This window comes from Ruegeria sp. BJ3, assembly GCF_056535665.1.
Genome location: NZ_JBQFIT010000001.1, coordinates 1,314,688 through 1,333,491 on the forward strand (window position 1 = coordinate 1,314,688; position 18,804 = coordinate 1,333,491).

An 18,804-nucleotide genomic window follows, 5' to 3' on the forward strand; every position below is an offset into this window, starting at 1 on the left:
CTGTCCTGTGCGCGTCCATCAGGGCCAACAGTTTGGCCCTGTGTCCGCAAGCAATATCAAACCAGCACCGCGCCGCCAGCCTGAATGACACCCTTCGTTTCAGCCTCGCCCAGCAGCATCTCGTTATGGGCCTTGCCCGACGGGATCATGGGGAAGCAGTTCTCGTGCTTTTCGACGAGGCAGTCAAAGATCACCGGACCGTCATAATTGATCATCTCCATGATGGCGTCATCCAGATCGGCGGGGTCCTTGCAGATGATCCCCTTGGCCCCGAAGGCCTCGGCCAGCTTGACGAAATCGGGCAGGGCCTCGGACCAGGAATGCGAGTAGCGTTCGCCGTGCAGCAGTTCCTGCCACTGGCGCACCATGCCCAGGCGTTCGTTGTTCAGGATGAACTGCTTCACCGGCAGGCGGTATTGGACAGCGGTGCCCATCTCCTGCATGTTCATCAGCCAGCTGGCCTCGCCCGCGACGTTGATCACCAGCGCGTCCGGGTGCGCCATCTGCACACCGATCGAAGCCGGGAAGCCATAGCCCATGGTGCCCAGCCCGCCCGAGGTCATCCAGCGGTTGGGGTCTTCGAACCCAAGGAACTGCGCGGCCCACATCTGATGCTGGCCCACCTCGGTACAGACATAGCGATCGTGGTCCTTGGTCAGCGCCTCGAGCCGTTCCAGCGCGTATTGGGGTTTGATCGCCTTTTCGCTGTTGGTGTAGGCAAGGCAGTTGACCTTGCGCCAGTCCGAGATCTGGGATTGCCACTTGGCGATCGCTTCGGTGTTGGTTTTGCGGCCACGCGCCTTCCAGACCTTCAGCACGTCTTCCAGAACATGCGCCACGTCCCCCACGATGGGGATGTCCACCCGGATCACCTTGTTGATCGAGGATGGGTCGATGTCGATATGTGCCTTTTTCGACTTGGGCGAGAAGGCGTCGATACGCCCCGTTATCCGATCGTCGAACCGGGCGCCGACATTGATCATCAGATCACAGTCATGCATGGCCATGTTCGCCTCGTACAGACCGTGCATGCCCAGCATTCCGATCCAGTTCTTGCCCGATGCGGGGTAGGCGCCCAGGCCCATAAGGGTCGATGTGATGGGGAACCCGGTCGCGTCGACCAGCTCGCGCAGCAGTTGGCTGGCAGCGGGGCCTGAGTTGATCACGCCGCCTCCGGTGTAGAACACGGGTCGCTTGGCGGTTTCGATGGCGGCGACCAGTTCGGTGATCTCTTCGATGTCGCCCTTGAGTGCCGGCTGATAATGCGAGGTCGAGGGTTTCGGCGCGGTGTATTTGCCGGTGGCAAACTGGACGTCCTTGGGGATGTCGATCAACACAGGACCGGGACGACCCGCGGTAGCGACGTGAAACGCCTCGTGCATGGTTTCCGCCAGCGAGTTGGTGTCCTTGACCAGCCAATTGTGCTTGGTGCAGGGTCGGGTGATGCCCACCGTGTCCGCCTCTTGGAACGCGTCCGAGCCGATCATGAAAGTCGGCACCTGTCCGGTCAGAACCACGATCGGGATCGAATCCATCAGCGCGTCGGTCAGGCCGGTCACCGCGTTGGTCGCGCCGGGCCCCGAGGTCACCAGTGCAACACCGGGTTTGCCGGTTGAACGGGCGTAGCCCTCGGCCGCATGTATCGCGCCTTGTTCATGCCGCACCAGGATGTGACGGATGTCATTTTGCAGAAAGATCTCGTCATAGATCGGTAGCACGGCGCCGCCGGGGTACCCGAATACCGTGTCCACGCCCTGATCCTTGAGGGCCTGGACCACCATCTTTGCGCCGGTCATCTCACGTGTCATCTGCTTTGCTCCGTTCGCGACATGTGTCTTGCGTTTGACAAAAAAAAGCCCCCGAAGTTTCGGAGGCGCATGGGTTCGATTATGGCTTACCGTTACCGGCCCATGCGCGTGTTTCCTACGATTACGACTAGCGCTCTCATCGCCAGAGGCTCCTTTTTGCGTGGGGCAGACATTATGGGCGGCGCGAAGGGGCGTCAACAGGCAATCTAGCCAATTTCCTGACTCTGATGTCGAATTTTGCGACATTTTGTTGCGCAGATTGCCGCATGTCGAGAAATTTCCGGAAATACTGGTCGGGTTTTGCCGAGTCCCGGGCGGTGGTCGAGGTCAGAATGCGTCAGAGCGATGTCTGAAACGGGCATGATGCGGGGTCCGGGCTGGGTCAGGCTGGAGCTGCGAACAAGTCAGGGAGGACGGCATGCTGGTGGATCTGGTGGACCTAGGGCGCTATCCGATAGATCGTCCGAATTCGGCGGCCTATGATCGGTTGATCGATGACATTCGTCGTGACCTCGACAAAGATGGTTGCGCAGTTTTGCCCGGATTTGTCCACGAAGACGGGTTGAGCCAGTTGCTGACCGAAGCCGAAGCCGTCGCGCCGAGCGCGCATCGCAATTTCAACCGGACCAACGCCTATTTCACCAAGGACGATCCCCGCTTTGGTATCGCCCACCCGATCCGTCGGTTCTATGACCGGTCGAACGCCTTTGTTCCGGCCGACAATTTCCCGTCAACCGGTCCCCTGCGCAGAATCTACGAGTTCGAAGGATTTCTGCCCTTCATCCGCGAAGCGCTGAATGAACCCGAGGATCGGTTCTTTCGCTACGATGATCCATTGGCGGATGTGATCATCAACGTGGTCGAAGAGGGGCAGGGCTTTCCGTGGCATTTCGACACGAACAACTACACGGTTACTCTGGCGATCCAGAATGGCGAGCATGGCGGCGCCTTTGAATACGCGCCGAACCTGCGCACCGCCGAGGAGGAGAACTTTGACAAGGTGGCCTCGGTTCTAGACGGCAATATGGGAATGGTACGCCAGTTGGAGCTCAATCCCGGTGATCTGCAGATCTTTCGGGGGCGCTATTCCTTGCATCGCGTGGCGCCTGTGTCGGGTGCACGGCCGCGCTACGTGGGGATATTCTCCTTTGTCGAGGCCGAAGGCATGTGTGGCGGGGTCGAGCGTACCCGGCAGCTCTATGGCCGTGTGCTGCCGTGTCATCACGACAGGGAGGGGTTGCGAAACGATGAGCTTCTGGACTGACCCGTGCTAGGGTGGAGCAGTCAGATCCTGCCAGGGAGTGCAAGGTGCCACGTATTCTTCAGCTGACCCCTTTTGTCCTGTGTTCCTCGCTGAGCCGGCAAATTGCATTCTACTGCGATCGTCTGGGTTTCGCGTGTGGGTTCACGCAAGACAACTATGCTTTTCTCAGGCTTGGCCCGGTTGCAATTCGCCTGCTGGAATGCCCGCCGCGCGCGGATGGCCTGCCGCTGGGTCACGAGCAATCCTTCTATATCGATGTCGAGGATATAGACGACTTGTATGAAAGCCTGCGTCCCAAACTCGAAGATCTCCCCGAAAGGCGGGTTCGTGCGCCATTCGATCAGCCATATCATCAGCGAGAGTTTCACGTTCTGGATGAGGACGGCACGCTGGTCTTTTTCGGCGAGGGAATCCGCTAAAGCGCGGAAGCTGCGCTGATGGCGCGGCCGTCAGAAGGCCACGCCGGTTCCTTGCAAAACGCCATGTTCCAGCGCGTATCGGGTCAGACCGGCAGTTGATGAGATGCCCAGCTTGCGCTTGATGTTTTTGCGATGGGTTTCGACCGTGCGAACCGAGATATCCAGCGCCAGCGCGACTTCCTTGTTCGACTTGCCCTGCGCCAATTCCAGAAGGATCGTCTGTTCACGCCCGGTGAGCGCTTCGCGCGCCGCATCCTCTTTCGGTTCCAGCGATCCGATCGCCCCGGTGCACAAATAGCGCTCTCCACGCATGACCGCGTCTATGGCCTGCTTGATTTCGTCCGTCGGCACATCCTTGAGAACGTAGCCCTTGGCCCCATGGCTCAATGCGGTCGAGATGTATTCCGGGCTGTCATGCATCGACAGAATGAGAATGCGGGTGTCGGGCAACCGTTCGAGGATCAGTTCCGTGGCGCTGAGCCCCCCGAGCCCCGGCATGTTCAGATCCATCAGGATGACATCGGGCTGCAGGCGCGCGGCCTGATCAACCGCGTCACGGCCATTGCCCAACGTGCCGACCACCTTGATGTCGTCAAAGCTCTCGAGGATCGACTGGATGCCCTCGGCGACCATGGGGTGATCGTCGACGATAAGGACTCGGATCGTTTCGGTCATCAGGAACCGGCCTTTCCTTTGGGTGTCGCGTCTTCCTGCGGCGGCAACAGGTGGCTCAGCGGCAGGCTGACTTCGATCACTGTACCACTTTGTGCGCCGCGTGATGACAGGATACGCAAGGATCCGTCAAGCTGTTCTATGCGCTCTTGCATGTTGCGCAGCCCGATCCCGGTGCTGACCCGGCCCGGTCGTGACCGAAGGCCACGGCCGTTGTCGGTGATGCGCATGGTCGCGCCCTTCTTGTGGCCGCGCAGGTCGATCGTGACGCGGGTTGCGCCAGAATGGCGTTCGATATTCGTCAGCGCCTCTTGCGCGATACGGTAAAGGGCGATCTTGCTGTCCTGGTCCAGACGATTGCGGAACACGACCGTCGAGAACTCGGTCTCGATCCCGGTCCGTTCGCGGAAATCGTCGGTCAGCGCCTTCAGGGCCGGGCCAAGTCCCAAGTCATCCAGAACGCCGGGCCGCAGATCGCGACTGATGCGGCGCACTTCGGTAATCGCGGTGCCCAGGTTGTCGATGCCCTTGTCCAGCGGCGCACGTGCGCCATCATGATCGCCCTTGGACAAGCGCCGCCGGGCATTGTCCAGCGCATAGCGCACCCCGACCAGGATCTGGCTGATCCCGTCATGCAGCTCACGCGCCACCCGGCCGCGCTCTTCTTCCTGCGCGTCGATGACCCGCTTGGTCAGTTCTTTCAGCTTGGCATCCGCGAGCCGGCGTTCGCGGATGTTCAACAGCATCCCCGAGGCGAAGACGATCAGAACCGCCGCCAGAACGATGCCGCCGATGTACAGGAACGTGCGTTGCACCCGCGCTTCGACCTCGGCGCGGGCATTTGCAACGGTGGCCACGATGTCGTCGATGAATACACCAGTGCCCACGGCCCAGCGCCAATCCTGCAGGCCGACGACATAGGCGATCATCATCGCCTCTTCCCCGGTCGAGGGCTTCTGCCACATGAAACTGTGCCATCCGGCACCCTGCCGGGCCAGGCGGATGAACTCGTCGACCACCGGAACACCCTCGCTGTCCGTCAGGCCCTCCCAGTTCTGATTGATGAACTCGGTCTGGCGCGGGCTGACAAGGTTGTTGCCGTCATAATCATATACGAAGAAGAACCCGTCCTTTCCGTAAATCATCGCCGACAGTATCTGGGTCACCAGATTCTGGGCGACCTTGTCATCCGGAGACGCGCGTCCGTAGATATAAGCGAACCCGTTTCGGGCCTGTGTCACGTAATTGCGCAGCTCTTCCTTCTTGGCCTCGATCAGCCGACGCTCCAACGCCTTGATCTCGCGTTCAGCCGTCGCGCGGGATTCGTAGGCCACCATGACCGCGATCGCGGCCACGGCCACGACCAGCGGAATGGCCGCCACCAGCGACAGCTTCTGAGCGTAGGTCAGTGAAAGCAGAGCGCGGAGTTTCCCCATGGTCGAATCGATACGCAAGCGGGGGTGAAATTGCAAAGAGATTGGGCATTCCGGTGTTCGAAACGCCCAGGACTGGCGGTTTGCGGGTCAAAATGAGCCCCTCAATTGAGCGTTCCGCAGAAAAAACCATCTGATCTACGTAGTAATAGGTATTCCTTTTCAAACGGCCTTCATTAGGGTGACGCTACCGTAAACGACTGGCTCGGGCGCTGCCCGAGTCGTGACTATGAAGGGGAGGATTACTCTTATGGATCGTCGTAAGTTTCTAAAGACGTCGGCACTGGGCGGCTCGGCCGCAGCGGCAACCGCACTGGCGGCACCCGCCTATGCGCAGGGCAAGCGCACGCTGACCATGGTTACCTCGTGGGGCCGCGGTCTGGCTGGCGTGTTCGACAGCGCGCAGCGTTGCGCCGACAGCATCACCGCAATGTCCGACGGCAACCTGACCGTTGACATCAAGGCCGCGGGCGAGCTGGTGGGTGCGTTCGAAGTGTTCGACGCCGTCTCGTCGGGTCAGGCTGACATGTATCACGCCGCTGACTATTACTTTGTCGGTCAGCACCCGGGCTACGCGTTCTTCACGGCCGTTCCGTTCGGCATGACCGCGCAGGAACTGGTGAACTGGTACTATTTCGATGGCGGCATGGAGCTGCATGACGAACTGGGCCAGATCTTCGGCCTGAAATCGTTCCTGGCAGGCAACACCGGTGCGCAGGCCGGCGGCTGGTACTCGAAAGAGATCAACAGCCCCGAAGACTTCAACGGCCTGAAGTTCCGTATGCCGGGTCTGGGCGGCAAGGCTCTGGGCAAACTGGGCGCATCGGTTCAGAACATTCCGGGTTCGGAAGTGTACCAGGCGCTGTCCTCGGGTGCCATCGACGGCACCGAGTGGATCGGTCCCTGGGCCGACGAAAAGGCTGGTTTCCAGGAGATCACCAAGATCTACTACACCGCCGGTTTCCACGAGCCGGGCGCAGGCCTGTCGCTGGCCACCAACCGCGACGTGTTCGAAAGCCTCTCGCCGGCGCACCAGAAGATCATCGAAATCGCTGCCGGCGAAGCGCACCAGTGGAACCTGGCACAGTTCCTGGCCAACAACGGCGCGGCGCTGCAGCGTCTGCAGGCCGGTGGCGTAAAGGTCATGGAATTCCCCGACAGTGTCTGGGATGCCTTCGGACAAGCCAGCCAGGAAGTTCTGGCCGAGAACATGAGCGACGAGCTGTTCAAGAAGATCCACGACAGCGCGATGGCATCGATGAAAGCCTCGTCGTCGTGGCTGAACATGTCGTCGGGCGTCTACACCGCGCAGCGCGACCGCGTTCTAGGCTAACTGGCCGTCTAGCAATCAAACGGTTTCCCCGCCACGTGCGGGGAAACCTTTCCTGTTGCAGATGCGCGGATCGCACGGTTTTCCGCTATAATCAGCGTCGCAACCAACGGGACCTGGGGACATTATGCAGGACGAAAACGGTATCTCGTTCTTCGGCGCCCTGTGGAACGGACTGGTCTGGTTCGTTCAGAGCATCGCCGAAGCCTTTTATAATTTCGGATACGCCATCACGCATCCGCAGCTGTGGCTGAACTGGTCGGACAAAGAAGCAATCATGCGCTTTGTCTACTACGGCGGGTCGGTCGAGTTCTTTTTCGTGGTCTTCACGATCTTCCTCGTGCTGACCGCGATCGGGCTTTACTTCCGTGGCTTCATGTGGGGCATGGTGCGCGTTCTGGAAGGGTTCGCCAACACGACCGGGCGTTTCTTTGCCTGGGCGGGCCTGCTGATGGTGATCCAGCAAATCGTCATCGTATTCATGCAGCGCGTGTTCGCGCGGCCTGACATGGCGTTTGGTCTGGGTATCCCGTTCCAGATGGATATCAGCTGGTACGCCGAAGAGCTGAAGCTGTACAACGCGCTCGTCGTCTGCCTGTGCTGCACCTACACCTTCGTGCAGGGCGGCCACGTCCGCGTGGACCTCGTTTATGCCGGCATTTCACACCGGGCCAAGCGTGTGGTCGACATGCTGGGCTCGATCCTTTTCATGATGCCCATCGCCGTGCTGACCTGGATGTATGGCTGGTACTTCATGTGGCGTCACCTGATCGTGCCGAAGCCCTCGGCCAGCGACACGCTGGACCGGCTGGTGATGAAATCCCGCGCGCTGCGTTGGAACGTCGAAACCATCGGCTTCAGCCCCAACGGCTTCAATGCCTACTTCCTGTTCAAGATCCTGCTTGTGGCCTTTGCCGCGATGGTGTTCCTGCACGCGATCGCGTTCTTCTACCGGTCCTATCTCGAATATGTCGAAGGCCCGGAAAGCGCTGGAAAATACCTCGACAAGGACAGCCTTGGTGAGGGTGAAGAAGCCTACGAAGGCACACATTAAGGACGGAGACCAAGACAATGCTATTCGGACTTGATGGCGTCGAGATAGGCCTCATTATCGTATTCCTCTGCCTGTTTGGCGGGATTCTCAGCGGCTTTCCGGTGGCGTTTGCCATCGGCGGGGCCGGTATCATCTCTTTCGGGATCATCGCCGCGCTGGACAGCGCCGGGTTGCTGATCCACCAGGCGATCGACACAAGCTCGCAAGCCTATCGGGACATCGTGAATTCGGGTGTGAAACCCGATGTGATATCCGTGTTCCGATACCCGGACCTGCCAAGGATCGCCGAGCCGGTCTTTGTTCAGGGTTGGGAAACCGCGTTGGACCGCAACGTGTCCTTCATCGTGAACCGTATCAACGAACGGGTTCTGGCCGGTCAGTCGATCGAGACTCTGCTGGCGGTGCTGATGTTCGTGCTGATGGGCATCACGCTGGAACGCTCGAAAATCGCCAACGATCTGCTGACCACGATGGCGCGCGTCTTTGGCCCGTTGCCGGGCGGTCTGGCGGTGTCGATCGTGGTTGTGGGGGCATTCCTTGCGGCCTCGACCGGTATCGTGGGCGCGACCGTGGTGACGATGGGCCTGCTGGCCCTGCCGACCATGCTGCGCAACAACTACTCGCCAGAGCTGGCGACGGGTGTGATCGCGGCCTCGGGCACGCTGGGGCAGATCATTCCGCCCTCGATCGTGATCGTTCTGCTGGGCACGCTGGCGGGTGACCTGTATTCGACGGCGCAGGAGACACGCGCGGTCGAAGCGGGCTGTACCGACGCGCTGACCTATCTGGGCGAGCCTGCCGTGGTTTCGGTGGGGACGCTGTTCCAGGCGGCGCTGCTGCCGGGGATCATGCTAGCGCTGCTCTATGCGCTTTATGCCTTTGGATACGCGCTGCTCAACCCGCACAAGGCACCTGCGGTCGAACTGTCAGGGGGCAGCGGCGAGACCATCACCCGCTCGGAAGGCCTGACTTGGCTGCTGGGTGCCCCGGTCGCACTGATCGTGGGCGCGGTTCTGCTGGGAAGCGCCGGTGTCATCGGAAGCCAGAACATCACGGTTTCCGGCTTCTCGGATATCGGTGAGGCGGCCTCGTTGCGCACCAACGTATCCGAGGAGTGCAAGGCCTCGATGATCGACCTGCATGGTCAGGCGGCCTGGGACAAGGCCGTGGCCGAGCAGGAAGCCATCGATGCTGCCGGCGGCGCAACCGAAGCGCAACGACTGAGCGAAGAAGAACTGGCTTCGGCCCGTGAAGCCAAGATTGCGGCTGCCGCCCCGATCGGCACCGGTGTCGCGGTCATGGTCGTACTGCTGGGTCTGACGCTGGTTCTGGGTCGCGGCATTGCGCCTTCGCAATCGCCGCAGCCGCTGATCGTGGGTGCAATCGGGCTGATCCTGATGCTGCTGGTCGATGTGCTGCTGATTGCGCCGACCACCTCGTCGGGGGCCACCTTCCTGCTGCTGGCGCTGCCTTTCGGGCTTGCCATGTATGGCTGCAAGGAAGCGGCGGCGCGCTGTGCGACCAATGATCTGATCCGCGTGGTATTCCCGCCGCTGGTTCTGATCATCGCGGTTCTGGGATCGATCCTGGGTGGTGTGACCAACCCGACTCCGGCAGCAGCGCTGGGGGCAGGCGGGGCCATCATGCTGGCGGCCTATCGCAAACTGCAGGATCAGGGACGGTCGGGCAAAGTGATCATCTGGTCCACCTTCGCTGTCATCATCTGCCTTCTGCTGGGTGTCAACTTTGACCTCCGCGTGAACCAAGGCGATGTAAGCGTCGAGACCTGGATTGCGTTCATCCTGGCCTATGCAACCTACCTCTATGCGCTGTTCGGCCTGCTGTTCGCCTGCTGGGTGCTGTATGCCAGCGGTGTTCTGACACCGGTGGTGCGGGAAACCGCCAAGGTGACCTCGATGGTCTTCACCATCCTGATCGGATCGCAGCTGCTGAACCTGGTGGTGATCTCGTTCGGCGGGGAACACTATATCCAGCAGTTCCTCAAGAGCTTTGACAACGAGTTCACGGTCTTCCTGATCGTGATGCTGGTGCTGTTCATCCTGGGCTTCGTGCTGGACTTCCTCGAGATCATCTACATCGTGATCCCGATCGTGGGTCCGGTGATCTATGGCGGGTCGTTCGACCCGAAATGGGTGACGATCATGGTGGCGGTGAACCTGCAGACCTCGTTCCTGACGCCGCCATTTGGCTTTGCGCTGTTCTATCTGCGCGGCGTGGCGCCGAAAGAAGTGACGACGGGCCATATCTACCGCGGGATCATCCCCTTCGTGCTGATCCAGGTGGTTGGCATCGGAATCCTGTGGTTCTTCCCGTCGATCGTGACGATCGTGCCGGACCTGATCCCGAACTGATCGGTGATGGCGTTATCAAAGTGAAAAGGGGGCCGCGAGGCCCCCTTTGCTTTGGTCCCGGCTGACGCCGGTTGTCAGGTGAACTGGATCAGGTCCCAACGGTTCCCGAACGGATCCTGCCAGACGGCAACGATGCCATAGGGTTCATGGCGGGGCTCTTCCTTGAACCGGACCCCGTTGGCCAGCATGTCTGCGTGATCGCGGGCGAAATCATCGGTTCTGAGGAAAAACCCGACACGACCACCGGTCTGATTACCGATTGCGGCCCGTTGGCTGTCTCCGTCAGCCTTGGCCAACAGCAGAGCAGCCCCATCGCTGCCGGGGGGCTTGACCAAAACCCATCGTTTGCCTTCGCCAAGATCGATGTCCTGGGTCAGCCGGAACCGAAGCGTCTTTGTGTAGAACGCGATCGCGTCATCATAGTCCGGCACCACCAGGGTGACGGCGTGCAAACCTTGCTGCATCAGAATTCAACCTTTGGTGGGGTGGCGATCGGGAAGTTGGATATTCGCGACCTGCTCGGCAATCGGAGCGGTCGAAAGCGGGTGATGCGTTGAGTCGGTGAACGCCTCCGGGTCGTCCACACGCTGCCACCCGCCTTTCACATAGACCTCGAGCCCGGCGAATTTCACCTTGTAGCCCATCTTGGGGCTGCCGGGGACCCAATAGCCCAGATATACATATGGCAGACCGGCCTCGCGCGCGATGTCGATATGATCGAGGATCATATAGGTTCCCAGCGAGCTTTGCGGCTGGTTCGGATCATAGAACGAGTAGACCATGCTCAACCCGTCATCCAAAACATCGGTCAGGCTGACGGCGATCAGGTCTCCGGTTTTGGGGTCGGCATATTCAACGACGCGGCTACGGATCGGGGTCTCTTCGATCATCGCGGCGAATTCGAACACGTCCATATCCGCCATGCCGCCATCGGCGTGTCGTGTGTCCAGGTAACGCCGAAACAGCTCGTACTGGTCGTCGGTGGCCCAAGGTGAGGTCGCGCGTCGCTGAAGATGCGCATTGCGCCGCGCCGCGCGTTTCTGGCTTTTGGTCGGAGAAAACGCCGAGACGTCGATCCGGGCCGACAGGCAGGCCGCACAATCGGTGCAGGAGGGCCTGTACAGGACGTTTTGAGACCGGCGAAAACCCTGCTGCGACAGAGAGTTGTTCAGCTGATCCGCGCCTTCGCCCTGCAGGGCGGTGAACAGCTTACGCTCGATCCTGCCCTCAAGATAAGGGCAGGGCTGTGGTGCAGTCACATAGAACTGCGGCGCAATCGGCAGCGTGTGTCGCATGAAGGCCCCGTGTTTCCTCGGGGCCGATGATAGCAACCGTTTCTGGGGTCGCCAAGTCCCAGAAACGGGCCGTGTCAGGCGCGCTGGTTCAGCATCACGGTGCCGAGGAATGCATCGGTCAGGCCCTGGTTGCGGGCACTGGTCAGCATCATGATGACCGAGATGATCTGCAGGATCGGAAACGCCATGCTGACAAAGTATCCGGCTGTATGTGCGACTGCCTTGCCGGTATCCATGCGTTCGCCAAACGCGTCGCGCAGCTCGATCCCCATAAAGCGCATGCCCAGCGTGGCAGACCCGTTTGCGATGGTGACGACACGGTAGATGAAACTGACGACCGCATAGATCAGCGCGATGACGAACAGGCCCATGCCGAAGGTCAGCAGAATGGCAACCGTACACAGCAGCGAAATGAAGGCGATATCGAACAGCCACGCGAAGAAGCGTTTGATCGCCACGGATTTGTAGAAGTCCGGCTGACGATCCGGGTCGGGCAGATGAGACATGAAGGAATTTCCGGTCGGTTGTTGAGGTTTGCCCTGTCCCACAGAGAGGGGCAGGGCGGTAGGGTATTAGGCGGTTTCGTCCTTGTCGTCCGCCGTATTCTCCTGAGCGCGTTCGTTCATGAACTGGTCGAACTCGGCCTTGTCCTTGGCTTCGCGCAGGCGGTGCAGGAAGGCTTCGAAATCCTGTTGTTCCCGTTCCAGGCGGGCCAGCGTGTCGGCCTTGTAGGCGTCGAACGCACTGTTGCCCGAGGGCTTCATCGCGCTCATGTGACTGTGCCAGGAATGGCGGCGGCTGCAGGATTTGCTGAACATGCGTTTGCTCCAGATCATATAGGCCAGAAGGGCCAGGCCGACGGGCCAGAAGAAGATGAAACCAAGGACCATGGCAGCGATCCAGGCGCCTTTGCCCTTGTCGTCAAGCCAGGCCTCTGCACGGTGCAACCATCCCGGGTTGCGGGGGACGGCGTGTTCGGACAATGCGGTCATTTGTGCTCTCCAGGTTGATGTAAATTGTGTTCACATTGATCTAGATGGGGTGGCCCGGCCCGGATGCAAGGGGCGATGTGAAAAAGATTTACATTTAGGGGCCCGGTTGACGACGGTTCTGATCCTGCGCAACGTGCGGGCATGAACACGCACAACGACAAGCCCGCCCCGACGCTTGAAGAAATCCTGAACCTGGAGCAGCAGGTCTGGACCGCTTTGGTCGAGGGTGATGCGCAGGCGGACCGGGCGTTGCTGAGCGCCGATTTTCTGGGCGTCTACCCATCCGGTTTCGCCAATCGCGAGGATCATGTGGGTCAGTTCGCAGACAGCCCGACCATGGAGTCATATGAGTTGAGCGCGGCGCAACTGCGCGTTCTGACCGCGGATATCGTCCTGTTGTCCTACCGGGCGGACTATCGGCGGCCCGGTGCGTCCGCGCGCGAGGCGATGCTGATCTCTTCGTTGTGGGAACGCCGGGATGATGGCTGGATCAATACCTTCAGCCAGGACACTCTGGTCGACGTTAACTGACCGGAATTCGCCCATGACCGACATTTTCACCATCCGCCGCGCCCCGCGTCCCTACGATCCCGAACTGGGGCGAGAGGCCTGCGCCGCAGTGCCGGATCTGACCGCTGATCAGTCCGAACTGGTGACCGGTGCCGCAGGCAGCAGCCCGTACCTCAAGAGCCTGATCGACCGTGAGCGCAATTGGCTGGCCCCGGCGCTGGATCGGCCACAGCACGCCCTTGCGCAGATCATGGAGGACGCGCGCGCGTTGGCTCCTGACCAGTTGAAACCGGGCCTGAGGCAGGCCAAGCATCGGCTTGCCTTGCTGACGGCCCTGGCCGACCTGTCCGGAGCCTGGAACCTCGAGCAAGTCACGACGGCACTGACCGACTTTGCGGCGCTTGCCGTCGACATCGCTACCAAGGCAGAGATCGCGGCGCTGATCCGGCGCAAGAAGCTGCCCGGCATGACCGAAGACGACGTCGAGACCGCCGCCGGGATGGTGATCCTGGCGATGGGCAAGATGGGCGCGCACGAACTGAACTACAGCTCGGATATCGACCTGATCGTGCTGTTCGACGAAACCCGGTACGATCCGGATGATTTCTATGAGGCGCGGCAGGGCATGGTGCGGGCCACGCGCAATTTCTGCGCCACGCTCAGTGACAAGACGGCCGATGGGTACGTGTTCCGCACCGATCTGCGCCTGCGCCCCGATCCTGCGGTTACTCCCGTCTGCATGGCGACCGAAGCGGCCGAGCGCTATTACGAAAGCCTGGGCCGCACATGGGAGCGTGCCGCCTATATCAAGGCCCGCCCTTGCGCCGGCGACATCGCCGCCGGGCAGCGGTTTCTGGAAACCCTGCGGCCCTTTGTCTGGCGCCGCCATCTGGATTTCGCCGCCATCCAGGACGCTCACGACATGCGCCTGCGCATCCGCGAGAACAAGGGCACCGGGGGGGCTCTGACGATCCCCGGCCATGACATGAAGCTGGGGCAGGGCGGCATTCGCGAAATCGAGTTCTTTACCCAGACGCGGCAGTTGATTGCCGGGGGCCGCGACCCCGACCTGCGCGTGCGCGGCACGGTGCCGGGACTGGCCGCGCTGGCAGCCAAGGACTGGGTACCGCAGGACGTGGCCGACAAGTTGACCGACCATTACCGCGCACATCGCGAGGTCGAGCACCGCATCCAGATGGTGCATGACGCGCAGACCCACAAGGTGCCGCAGTCGTCCGACGGGATCGAGCGCATCGCCTGCCTGATGGGCACCACCAGCGCCGACCTGACAGCCGATCTGACACGCCGCCTAACCGAGGTGCACGAGCTGACCGAGGGCTTTTTCGCGCCCGGCGCCGGCCCCGCGCCGACCGCAGCGCCCCCGGTCGAGTTCGACGCCGGCGTTCTGGCCCGGTGGACAACCTATCCCGCGCTGCGTTCGCAACGGGGCGCGCGCATTTTCGAGCGGCTCAAACCCGAATTGCTGGCCCGGCTGGCCAAGACCGCCCGTCCCGACGAGGCGCTGCTGGCGCTGGATGGGTTTCTGGCCGGATTGCCCGCTGGTGTGCAGCTGTTTTCGCTGTTCGAAGCCAACCCGCATCTGATCGACCTTCTGGTCGACATCGTCGGAACCTCGCATGCACTGGCCGCGCACCTGTCGCGCAATGCCCAGGTGTTCGACGCGGTGATCGGTGGCAGCTTCTTTGCCGATTGGCCCGGTCAGTCCGCCTTGCAGGCTGAACTGTCCCACGCGTTGGCGGCTGAGTCGGACTATGAAACGCAGCTGGATCTGGCGCGGCGCTGGTGCAAGGAATGGCATTTCCGTATCGGTGTGCACCACCTGCGCGGTCTGATCGACGGGTTGCAGGCGGGGCGGCAATACGCGGACCTCGCGCAGGTTGTCATCGCCGCGATCTTACCCTGCGTAGAGCGGCAGTTTTCGCAGAAGCACGGCTCCCCCCCAGGGCGTGGCGCTGTGGTGCTGGGCATGGGATCGTTGGGGGCCGCTCGGCTGAACTCGCAATCCGATCTGGACATGATAGTGATCTACGACCCGCAAGCGGTGGACATGTCCGACGGCCCCAAGCCACTGGCCACGCGCACCTACTATGCGCGCTTTACACAGGCGCTGATTACCGCCCTGTCGGCACCGATGGCGCAGGGACGATTGTACGAGGTCGACATGCGACTGCGGCCGTCCGGCAATCAGGGGCCAGTCGCCACAAGCTGGGCCAGCTTCACTCATTACCAACAGGAGGAAGCCTGGGTTTGGGAGCATCTGGCCTTGACCCGCGCGCGTGCAGTTGCAGGCAACACGGATCTGGCAGACGATTTCGAAGCTTTCCGAATGCAGTTCCTGTCTCGCCCGCGCGACAAGGATCAGGCCCTGCGCGAAGTGTCCGACATGCGCGCACGCCTCGCGGCCGCGAAATCTCCCGCCGGTGTCTGGGATGTCAAGAACGGCCCCGGCCGTCTGCTGGATATCGAACTGATGGCCGAAACCGGCGCACTGTTGTCCGGAGCGCCACAGCGCGACGTCGACTCGGGCTTGGACGGAGCGGTCGCTGCGGGTCTTTTGGATGTCGCTCAGGCGCAGGTGTTGAAGGACGCATATGACCTATGCTGGTCGGTGCAATGCGCGGCGCGGCTACTGTCTGGCAAGGTGATCGAGGCCGACAAGATCGGGCAGGGGGGCACGGCCTTTCTGTGCCGGGCGACCGGGTTCGAGCAGGTCGAACAGTTACAGTCCGCCTTGCAGGACAGCTATGCCGCCGCAGCCGAAGTGATCGGCGCGGTGATCGAGGAGAGTGCGGATGGCGCGCAGTGACGACCCGAACGACCCCAAGGGCCTGATCCGCGAGGCCTATCGCATCGACGGAATCACGCTGCCCGAGTGCCGCAGCATCTTTCTGGATTGGGCGCTCAGCCTGCCGGAGGGGCGCGACCAGAAACAGGCGCTGACCGTGCTGCACGCCGCCTATGCCGCACAGGATGCCGACCACCCCATGACACAGGTTCTGCGCGAAGGGCTGGACACCGCGCAGACTCCGCGCCGGCGCGGCGGTTGGCGGGCGCGCCAACGCTGACGGATCGCCGGAGGGGCTTTTCTGCCCGCGCAATCGCGACTATGAGGGCGCCATGACCCATGCCGACATGCCCGACCGCCCCAGAATCCGTTTGAAACCCAAAGCCAATGCGCGCGGTCTGCGCCACGGCTTTCCCTGGGTCTATGCCAATGACATCGTCACCGACCGGCGCACCCGCAAGATCGCGCCGGGTGCGCTGGCCGTGCTTGAGGATGACAAACGCGCCCCGATCGCGTTGGTGGCAGTGAACCCGGATTCCAAGATCATGTGCCGGGTGCTGGATCGTGACCTGTCGGCACAGCTGGACGCCGGGTGGTTCGAAACCCGCCTGCGCCGGGCACTCGACCTGCGCGAACGGCTGTTCGATGCGCCCTTCTACCGGCTGGTCCATGCCGAGGCCGACGGTTTTCCCGGTGTCATCATCGACCGCTTTGGCGATGCCTGCGTGATCCAGCCCAACGCCGCCTGGGCCGAGGCGCATCTGGACCTTCTGACCGACGCGCTGGTCTCGGTGACGGGGGTGACGACCGTGCTCAAGAACGCCTCGGGCCGCACCCGCGGGCTGGAAGGTCTGGATGACGTGAACCAGACACTGCGCGGCACCGCGCCCGATGCTCCGTTGCCCGTCCCGATGAATGGCGCGACCTACATGGCCGACCTGACCGGGGGCCAGAAAACCGGGCTGTTCTACGACCAGCGCCCCAACCACGCTTTTGCCGCCCGGCTGACGGGCCCCGGCGCGCATGTGCTGGACGTGTTCAGCCACGTGGGCGGATTTGGCCTGGCCATGCTGGCCGGTGGGGCAGATCATGCGCTGTCGGTCGATGGCTCGGCCGCCGCGTTGACTCTGGCCGAGCAGGGCGCCGCCGCATCGGACTTCGGTGACCGCTTTGAAACCCGACAGGGCGATGCCTTCGACGTTCTGACCCAGCTGGGTGAGGAGGGTGCGCAGTTCGACGTGGTCATCTGCGATCCGCCGGCCTTTGCGCCGTCGAAACAGGCGCTGGATGCCGGGCTGCGGGCCTATGAGCGGATCGCCCGCCTGGCCGCGCCGCTTGTCAAACCGGGGGGGTATCTGGGCCTGTGTTCCTGCTCGCATGCCGCCGACCTGACCCGCTTTCGCGAGGCCTGTGCCCGCGGTATCGGTCGGGCCGGGCGTCAGGCGCAGATGATCCACACCGGCTTTGCCGGACCCGACCATCCGCAACTGCCGCAGTTGGCCGAGAGCGGCTATCTGAAATCCGTGTTCTACCGGCTGTGAAGGCGGTTCTTGACACCTGCGTCATCTATCCGACGGTGATGCGCGAGATGCTGCTGGGCGTGGCCACGCGGGGCCATTTCACCCCGCTCTGGTCGGCTCGCATCCTCGAGGAATGGGCCCGCGCCGCCCGCAAACTCGGACCCGAGGGCGAGGCGCAGGCCCGGGCCGAAATCGCGCTGGTGCAGGCACATTGGCCGCAGGCCGAACGCCCCGAGGCACCCGGCCTCGAACAGCGACTCTGGCTGCCCGATCCGGCCGACACCCATGTGCTGGCCACCGCGGTCGCCGCTTCGGCCGACACGATCATCACCGTGAATGCCAAAGACTTTCCAAGGAATATTCTGGCGGAAGAGGGCCTTGCGCGTATCGACCCCGACAGCTTCCTTCACGGCATCTGGCAGAGTGACCCGAGCAGTGTCGAAGAGATGGCTCAATCGGTCCTGACCGAAGCCAACCGTCTGTCGGGCGACAGATGGACTCTGCGCGCATTGATGAAAAAAGCCCGCCTGCCGCGTCTCGGCAAGGCTTTGGCGGCCTGACCTCTTCCCCTGGCTCCAAATATCGCGAGAGTGTGGCCTCTCGCACTCTGACCCTCAGCCACGCTCCCAACGTTGTTCAAGGGCCTCCAGCGCGGCAATCCGCTCGTCCGTCTTGGGATGGCTCATCAGCCAGGCCGGAACCACGCCCGCCCGCTGCTGGGTCAGATCCTCAAGCTTGTGAAACAGGGATTTCTGCGGCCCGATCCCGATTCCGGCCTTGGTCAGCAGGGCGGCTGCGTATTCGTCCGCCTCGTATTCGTCTGCCCGCGACAGGCGCGAGGCCAGCAGCGCGGTCAGCGCATTTGCGATCCACGCGCCGATGAAGGGAATGAACCGGTTGAGCAGCATCATCAGCGCTGCCCGCATCGCGTTCTGACCGGAAAAATCGATCATCCGCCGCCGGGCGTGGCCCAGCGCAACATGCCCCAGCTCGTGCGCGATGACGCTGGCCATCTCCTCGGCCGAAACCTCGCCGTTGCGGAACTTGCGATAGAAACCACGGGTGATGAAGATGCGCCCGTCCGGTGCGGCCAGCCCGTTCACCGGGTCGATTTCGTAAATATAGACCGGCACGCGCGCCACATCCAAGGCGGCGGCCAAGCGGTCGGTCATGCGTTTCAATTCGGGATCGGCCAGCTCGGTCGACTTCGCATCCAGCTCGCGATGCGTGCGCCAGACGGAAATCCGATACATCACAATGGCATAGGCGATCGCCAGCAGAATTGGGGTCAGACGCAACATATCTCAGATATGGGCGGATCGGGATGCG

Annotated in this window: 18 protein-coding genes; 10 read left to right on the plus strand and 8 right to left on the minus strand. The window is 62.0% G+C overall.

Going from position 1 to position 18,804, the window contains the following annotated elements; all coding sequences use genetic code 11:
- Positions 1-56: 56 nt before the first annotated feature.
- Positions 57-1,808 (minus strand): acetolactate synthase 3 large subunit, encoded by a 1,752-nt coding sequence (locus tag ACR3EL_RS06600; RefSeq protein ID WP_170338165.1) that lies wholly within the window; start codon positions 1,806-1,808, stop codon positions 57-59.
- Between the two features lie 418 nt (positions 1,809-2,226).
- Between ACR3EL_RS06600 and ACR3EL_RS06605 the strand changes: the two genes are divergently transcribed.
- Both ACR3EL_RS06605 and ACR3EL_RS06610 read left to right on the plus strand, forming a co-directional pair.
- Positions 2,227-3,072 carry a HalD/BesD family halogenase gene (locus tag ACR3EL_RS06605; RefSeq protein ID WP_480720895.1) on the plus strand — a complete coding sequence of 282 codons (846 nt, stop codon included), beginning with the start codon at positions 2,227-2,229 and terminating at the stop codon, positions 3,070-3,072.
- 44 nt (positions 3,073-3,116) lie between these two features.
- Positions 3,117-3,491 (plus strand): bleomycin resistance protein, encoded by a 375-nt coding sequence (locus ACR3EL_RS06610; protein ID WP_480720897.1) that lies wholly within the window; start codon positions 3,117-3,119, stop codon positions 3,489-3,491.
- A 30-nt stretch (positions 3,492-3,521) separates the two neighbouring features.
- Here ACR3EL_RS06610 and ACR3EL_RS06615 read toward each other — a convergent pair whose 3' ends face one another.
- A complete protein-coding gene (locus ACR3EL_RS06615) occupies positions 3,522-4,166 on the minus strand; it encodes a response regulator transcription factor (protein WP_170338171.1) in 645 nt (214 codons plus the stop codon).
- Positions 4,166-5,599 (minus strand): cache domain-containing protein, encoded by a 1,434-nt coding sequence (locus ACR3EL_RS06620; protein WP_170368605.1) that lies wholly within the window; start codon positions 5,597-5,599, stop codon positions 4,166-4,168. The genes ACR3EL_RS06615 and ACR3EL_RS06620 overlap by 1 nt, the downstream gene beginning before the upstream one ends.
- Positions 5,600-5,846: 247 nt before the next feature.
- On the opposite strand from ACR3EL_RS06620, the gene ACR3EL_RS06625 reads away from it, so the two are divergent.
- The 3 genes from ACR3EL_RS06625 (at position 5,847) to ACR3EL_RS06635 (ending at position 10,352) form a co-directional block, all read left to right on the plus strand.
- Complete coding sequence (locus ACR3EL_RS06625) at positions 5,847-6,929, plus strand: TRAP transporter substrate-binding protein (protein WP_170338175.1); 1,083 nt, start codon at positions 5,847-5,849, stop codon at positions 6,927-6,929.
- 124 nt (positions 6,930-7,053) lie between these two features.
- Positions 7,054-7,980, plus strand: coding sequence for a TRAP transporter small permease subunit (locus ACR3EL_RS06630; RefSeq protein ID WP_170338177.1), 927 nt, complete (start codon positions 7,054-7,056; stop codon positions 7,978-7,980).
- Between the two features lie 17 nt (positions 7,981-7,997).
- A complete protein-coding gene (locus tag ACR3EL_RS06635; RefSeq protein WP_170366234.1) occupies positions 7,998-10,352 on the plus strand; it encodes a TRAP transporter large permease in 2,355 nt (784 codons plus the stop codon).
- A gap of 74 nt (positions 10,353-10,426) precedes the next feature.
- Here ACR3EL_RS06635 and ACR3EL_RS06640 read toward each other — a convergent pair whose 3' ends face one another.
- The 4 genes from ACR3EL_RS06640 to ACR3EL_RS06655 form a co-directional block, all read right to left on the minus strand.
- Entirely contained in the window at positions 10,427-10,816 is a 390-nt protein-coding gene (locus ACR3EL_RS06640) for a VOC family protein (RefSeq protein WP_480720902.1), read from the minus strand.
- Positions 10,817-10,822: 6 nt separating this feature from the next.
- Positions 10,823-11,647 (minus strand): arginyltransferase, encoded by an 825-nt coding sequence (locus ACR3EL_RS06645; RefSeq protein ID WP_480720903.1) that lies wholly within the window; start codon positions 11,645-11,647, stop codon positions 10,823-10,825.
- Between the two features lie 74 nt (positions 11,648-11,721).
- On the minus strand, positions 11,722-12,153 hold the full coding sequence (locus ACR3EL_RS06650; RefSeq protein WP_093962341.1) for an RDD family protein: 432 nt from the start codon (positions 12,151-12,153) through the stop codon (positions 11,722-11,724).
- 66 nt (positions 12,154-12,219) lie between these two features.
- Positions 12,220-12,639 (minus strand): DUF2852 domain-containing protein, encoded by a 420-nt coding sequence (locus ACR3EL_RS06655; protein ID WP_170338185.1) that lies wholly within the window; start codon positions 12,637-12,639, stop codon positions 12,220-12,222.
- A gap of 141 nt (positions 12,640-12,780) precedes the next feature.
- Here ACR3EL_RS06655 and ACR3EL_RS06660 point away from each other — a divergent pair, with 141 nt between their 5' ends.
- From ACR3EL_RS06660 to ACR3EL_RS06680, 5 genes are read left to right on the plus strand one after another with little or no spacing between them, the layout of a single operon-like run.
- Positions 12,781-13,170, plus strand: a complete 390-nt coding sequence (locus ACR3EL_RS06660; protein WP_170338187.1) for a nuclear transport factor 2 family protein — start codon at positions 12,781-12,783, stop codon at positions 13,168-13,170.
- A 13-nt stretch (positions 13,171-13,183) separates the two neighbouring features.
- Complete coding sequence (locus ACR3EL_RS06665; protein WP_480720907.1) at positions 13,184-15,976, plus strand: [protein-PII] uridylyltransferase family protein; 2,793 nt, start codon at positions 13,184-13,186, stop codon at positions 15,974-15,976.
- Positions 15,963-16,235: a hypothetical protein gene (locus ACR3EL_RS06670; RefSeq protein WP_170338191.1), complete on the plus strand. Its 273-nt coding sequence runs from the start codon at positions 15,963-15,965 to the stop codon at positions 16,233-16,235. Before ACR3EL_RS06665 ends, ACR3EL_RS06670 begins: the two co-directional genes overlap by 14 nt.
- A gap of 52 nt (positions 16,236-16,287) precedes the next feature.
- Positions 16,288-17,496, plus strand: a complete 1,209-nt coding sequence (locus ACR3EL_RS06675; RefSeq protein ID WP_170338192.1) for an RSP_2647 family RNA methyltransferase — start codon at positions 16,288-16,290, stop codon at positions 17,494-17,496.
- A complete protein-coding gene (locus ACR3EL_RS06680; protein ID WP_170338194.1) occupies positions 17,493-18,035 on the plus strand; it encodes an RSP_2648 family PIN domain-containing protein in 543 nt (180 codons plus the stop codon). Before ACR3EL_RS06675 ends, ACR3EL_RS06680 begins: the two co-directional genes overlap by 4 nt.
- A 54-nt stretch (positions 18,036-18,089) precedes the next feature.
- Here the strand turns inward: ACR3EL_RS06680 and ACR3EL_RS06685 are convergent, their stop codons facing one another.
- On the minus strand, positions 18,090-18,776 hold the full coding sequence (locus ACR3EL_RS06685; protein ID WP_093962334.1) for a M48 family metallopeptidase: 687 nt from the start codon (positions 18,774-18,776) through the stop codon (positions 18,090-18,092).
- Positions 18,777-18,804: the final 28 nt, after the last annotated feature.

What these genes read in the sequence shown, in the direction of transcription:
- ACR3EL_RS06600 (WP_170338165.1), bottom strand. Translation starts at nt 1,808, where the DNA reads ATGACACGTGAGATGACCGGCGCAAAGATGGTGGTCCAGGCCCTCAAG.
- ACR3EL_RS06605 (WP_480720895.1), top strand. Translation starts at nt 2,227, where the DNA reads ATGCTGGTGGATCTGGTGGACCTAGGGCGCTATCCGATAGATCGTCCG.
- ACR3EL_RS06615 (WP_170338171.1), bottom strand. Translation starts at nt 4,166, where the DNA reads ATGACCGAAACGATCCGAGTCCTTATCGTCGACGATCACCCCATGGTC.
- ACR3EL_RS06620 (WP_170368605.1), bottom strand. Translation starts at nt 5,599, where the DNA reads ATGGGGAAACTCCGCGCTCTGCTTTCACTGACCTACGCTCAGAAGCTG.
- ACR3EL_RS06625 (WP_170338175.1), top strand. Translation starts at nt 5,847, where the DNA reads ATGGATCGTCGTAAGTTTCTAAAGACGTCGGCACTGGGCGGCTCGGCC.
- ACR3EL_RS06630 (WP_170338177.1), top strand. Translation starts at nt 7,054, where the DNA reads ATGCAGGACGAAAACGGTATCTCGTTCTTCGGCGCCCTGTGGAACGGA.
- ACR3EL_RS06635 (WP_170366234.1), top strand. Translation starts at nt 7,998, where the DNA reads ATGCTATTCGGACTTGATGGCGTCGAGATAGGCCTCATTATCGTATTC.
- ACR3EL_RS06640 (WP_480720902.1), bottom strand. Translation starts at nt 10,816, where the DNA reads ATGCAGCAAGGTTTGCACGCCGTCACCCTGGTGGTGCCGGACTATGAT.
- ACR3EL_RS06645 (WP_480720903.1), bottom strand. Translation starts at nt 11,647, where the DNA reads ATGCGACACACGCTGCCGATTGCGCCGCAGTTCTATGTGACTGCACCA.
- ACR3EL_RS06650 (WP_093962341.1), bottom strand. Translation starts at nt 12,153, where the DNA reads ATGTCTCATCTGCCCGACCCGGATCGTCAGCCGGACTTCTACAAATCC.
- ACR3EL_RS06655 (WP_170338185.1), bottom strand. Translation starts at nt 12,639, where the DNA reads ATGACCGCATTGTCCGAACACGCCGTCCCCCGCAACCCGGGATGGTTG.
- ACR3EL_RS06660 (WP_170338187.1), top strand. Translation starts at nt 12,781, where the DNA reads ATGAACACGCACAACGACAAGCCCGCCCCGACGCTTGAAGAAATCCTG.
- ACR3EL_RS06665 (WP_480720907.1), top strand. Translation starts at nt 13,184, where the DNA reads ATGACCGACATTTTCACCATCCGCCGCGCCCCGCGTCCCTACGATCCC.
- ACR3EL_RS06670 (WP_170338191.1), top strand. Translation starts at nt 15,963, where the DNA reads ATGGCGCGCAGTGACGACCCGAACGACCCCAAGGGCCTGATCCGCGAG.
- ACR3EL_RS06675 (WP_170338192.1), top strand. Translation starts at nt 16,288, where the DNA reads ATGACCCATGCCGACATGCCCGACCGCCCCAGAATCCGTTTGAAACCC.
- ACR3EL_RS06685 (WP_093962334.1), bottom strand. Translation starts at nt 18,776, where the DNA reads ATGTTGCGTCTGACCCCAATTCTGCTGGCGATCGCCTATGCCATTGTG.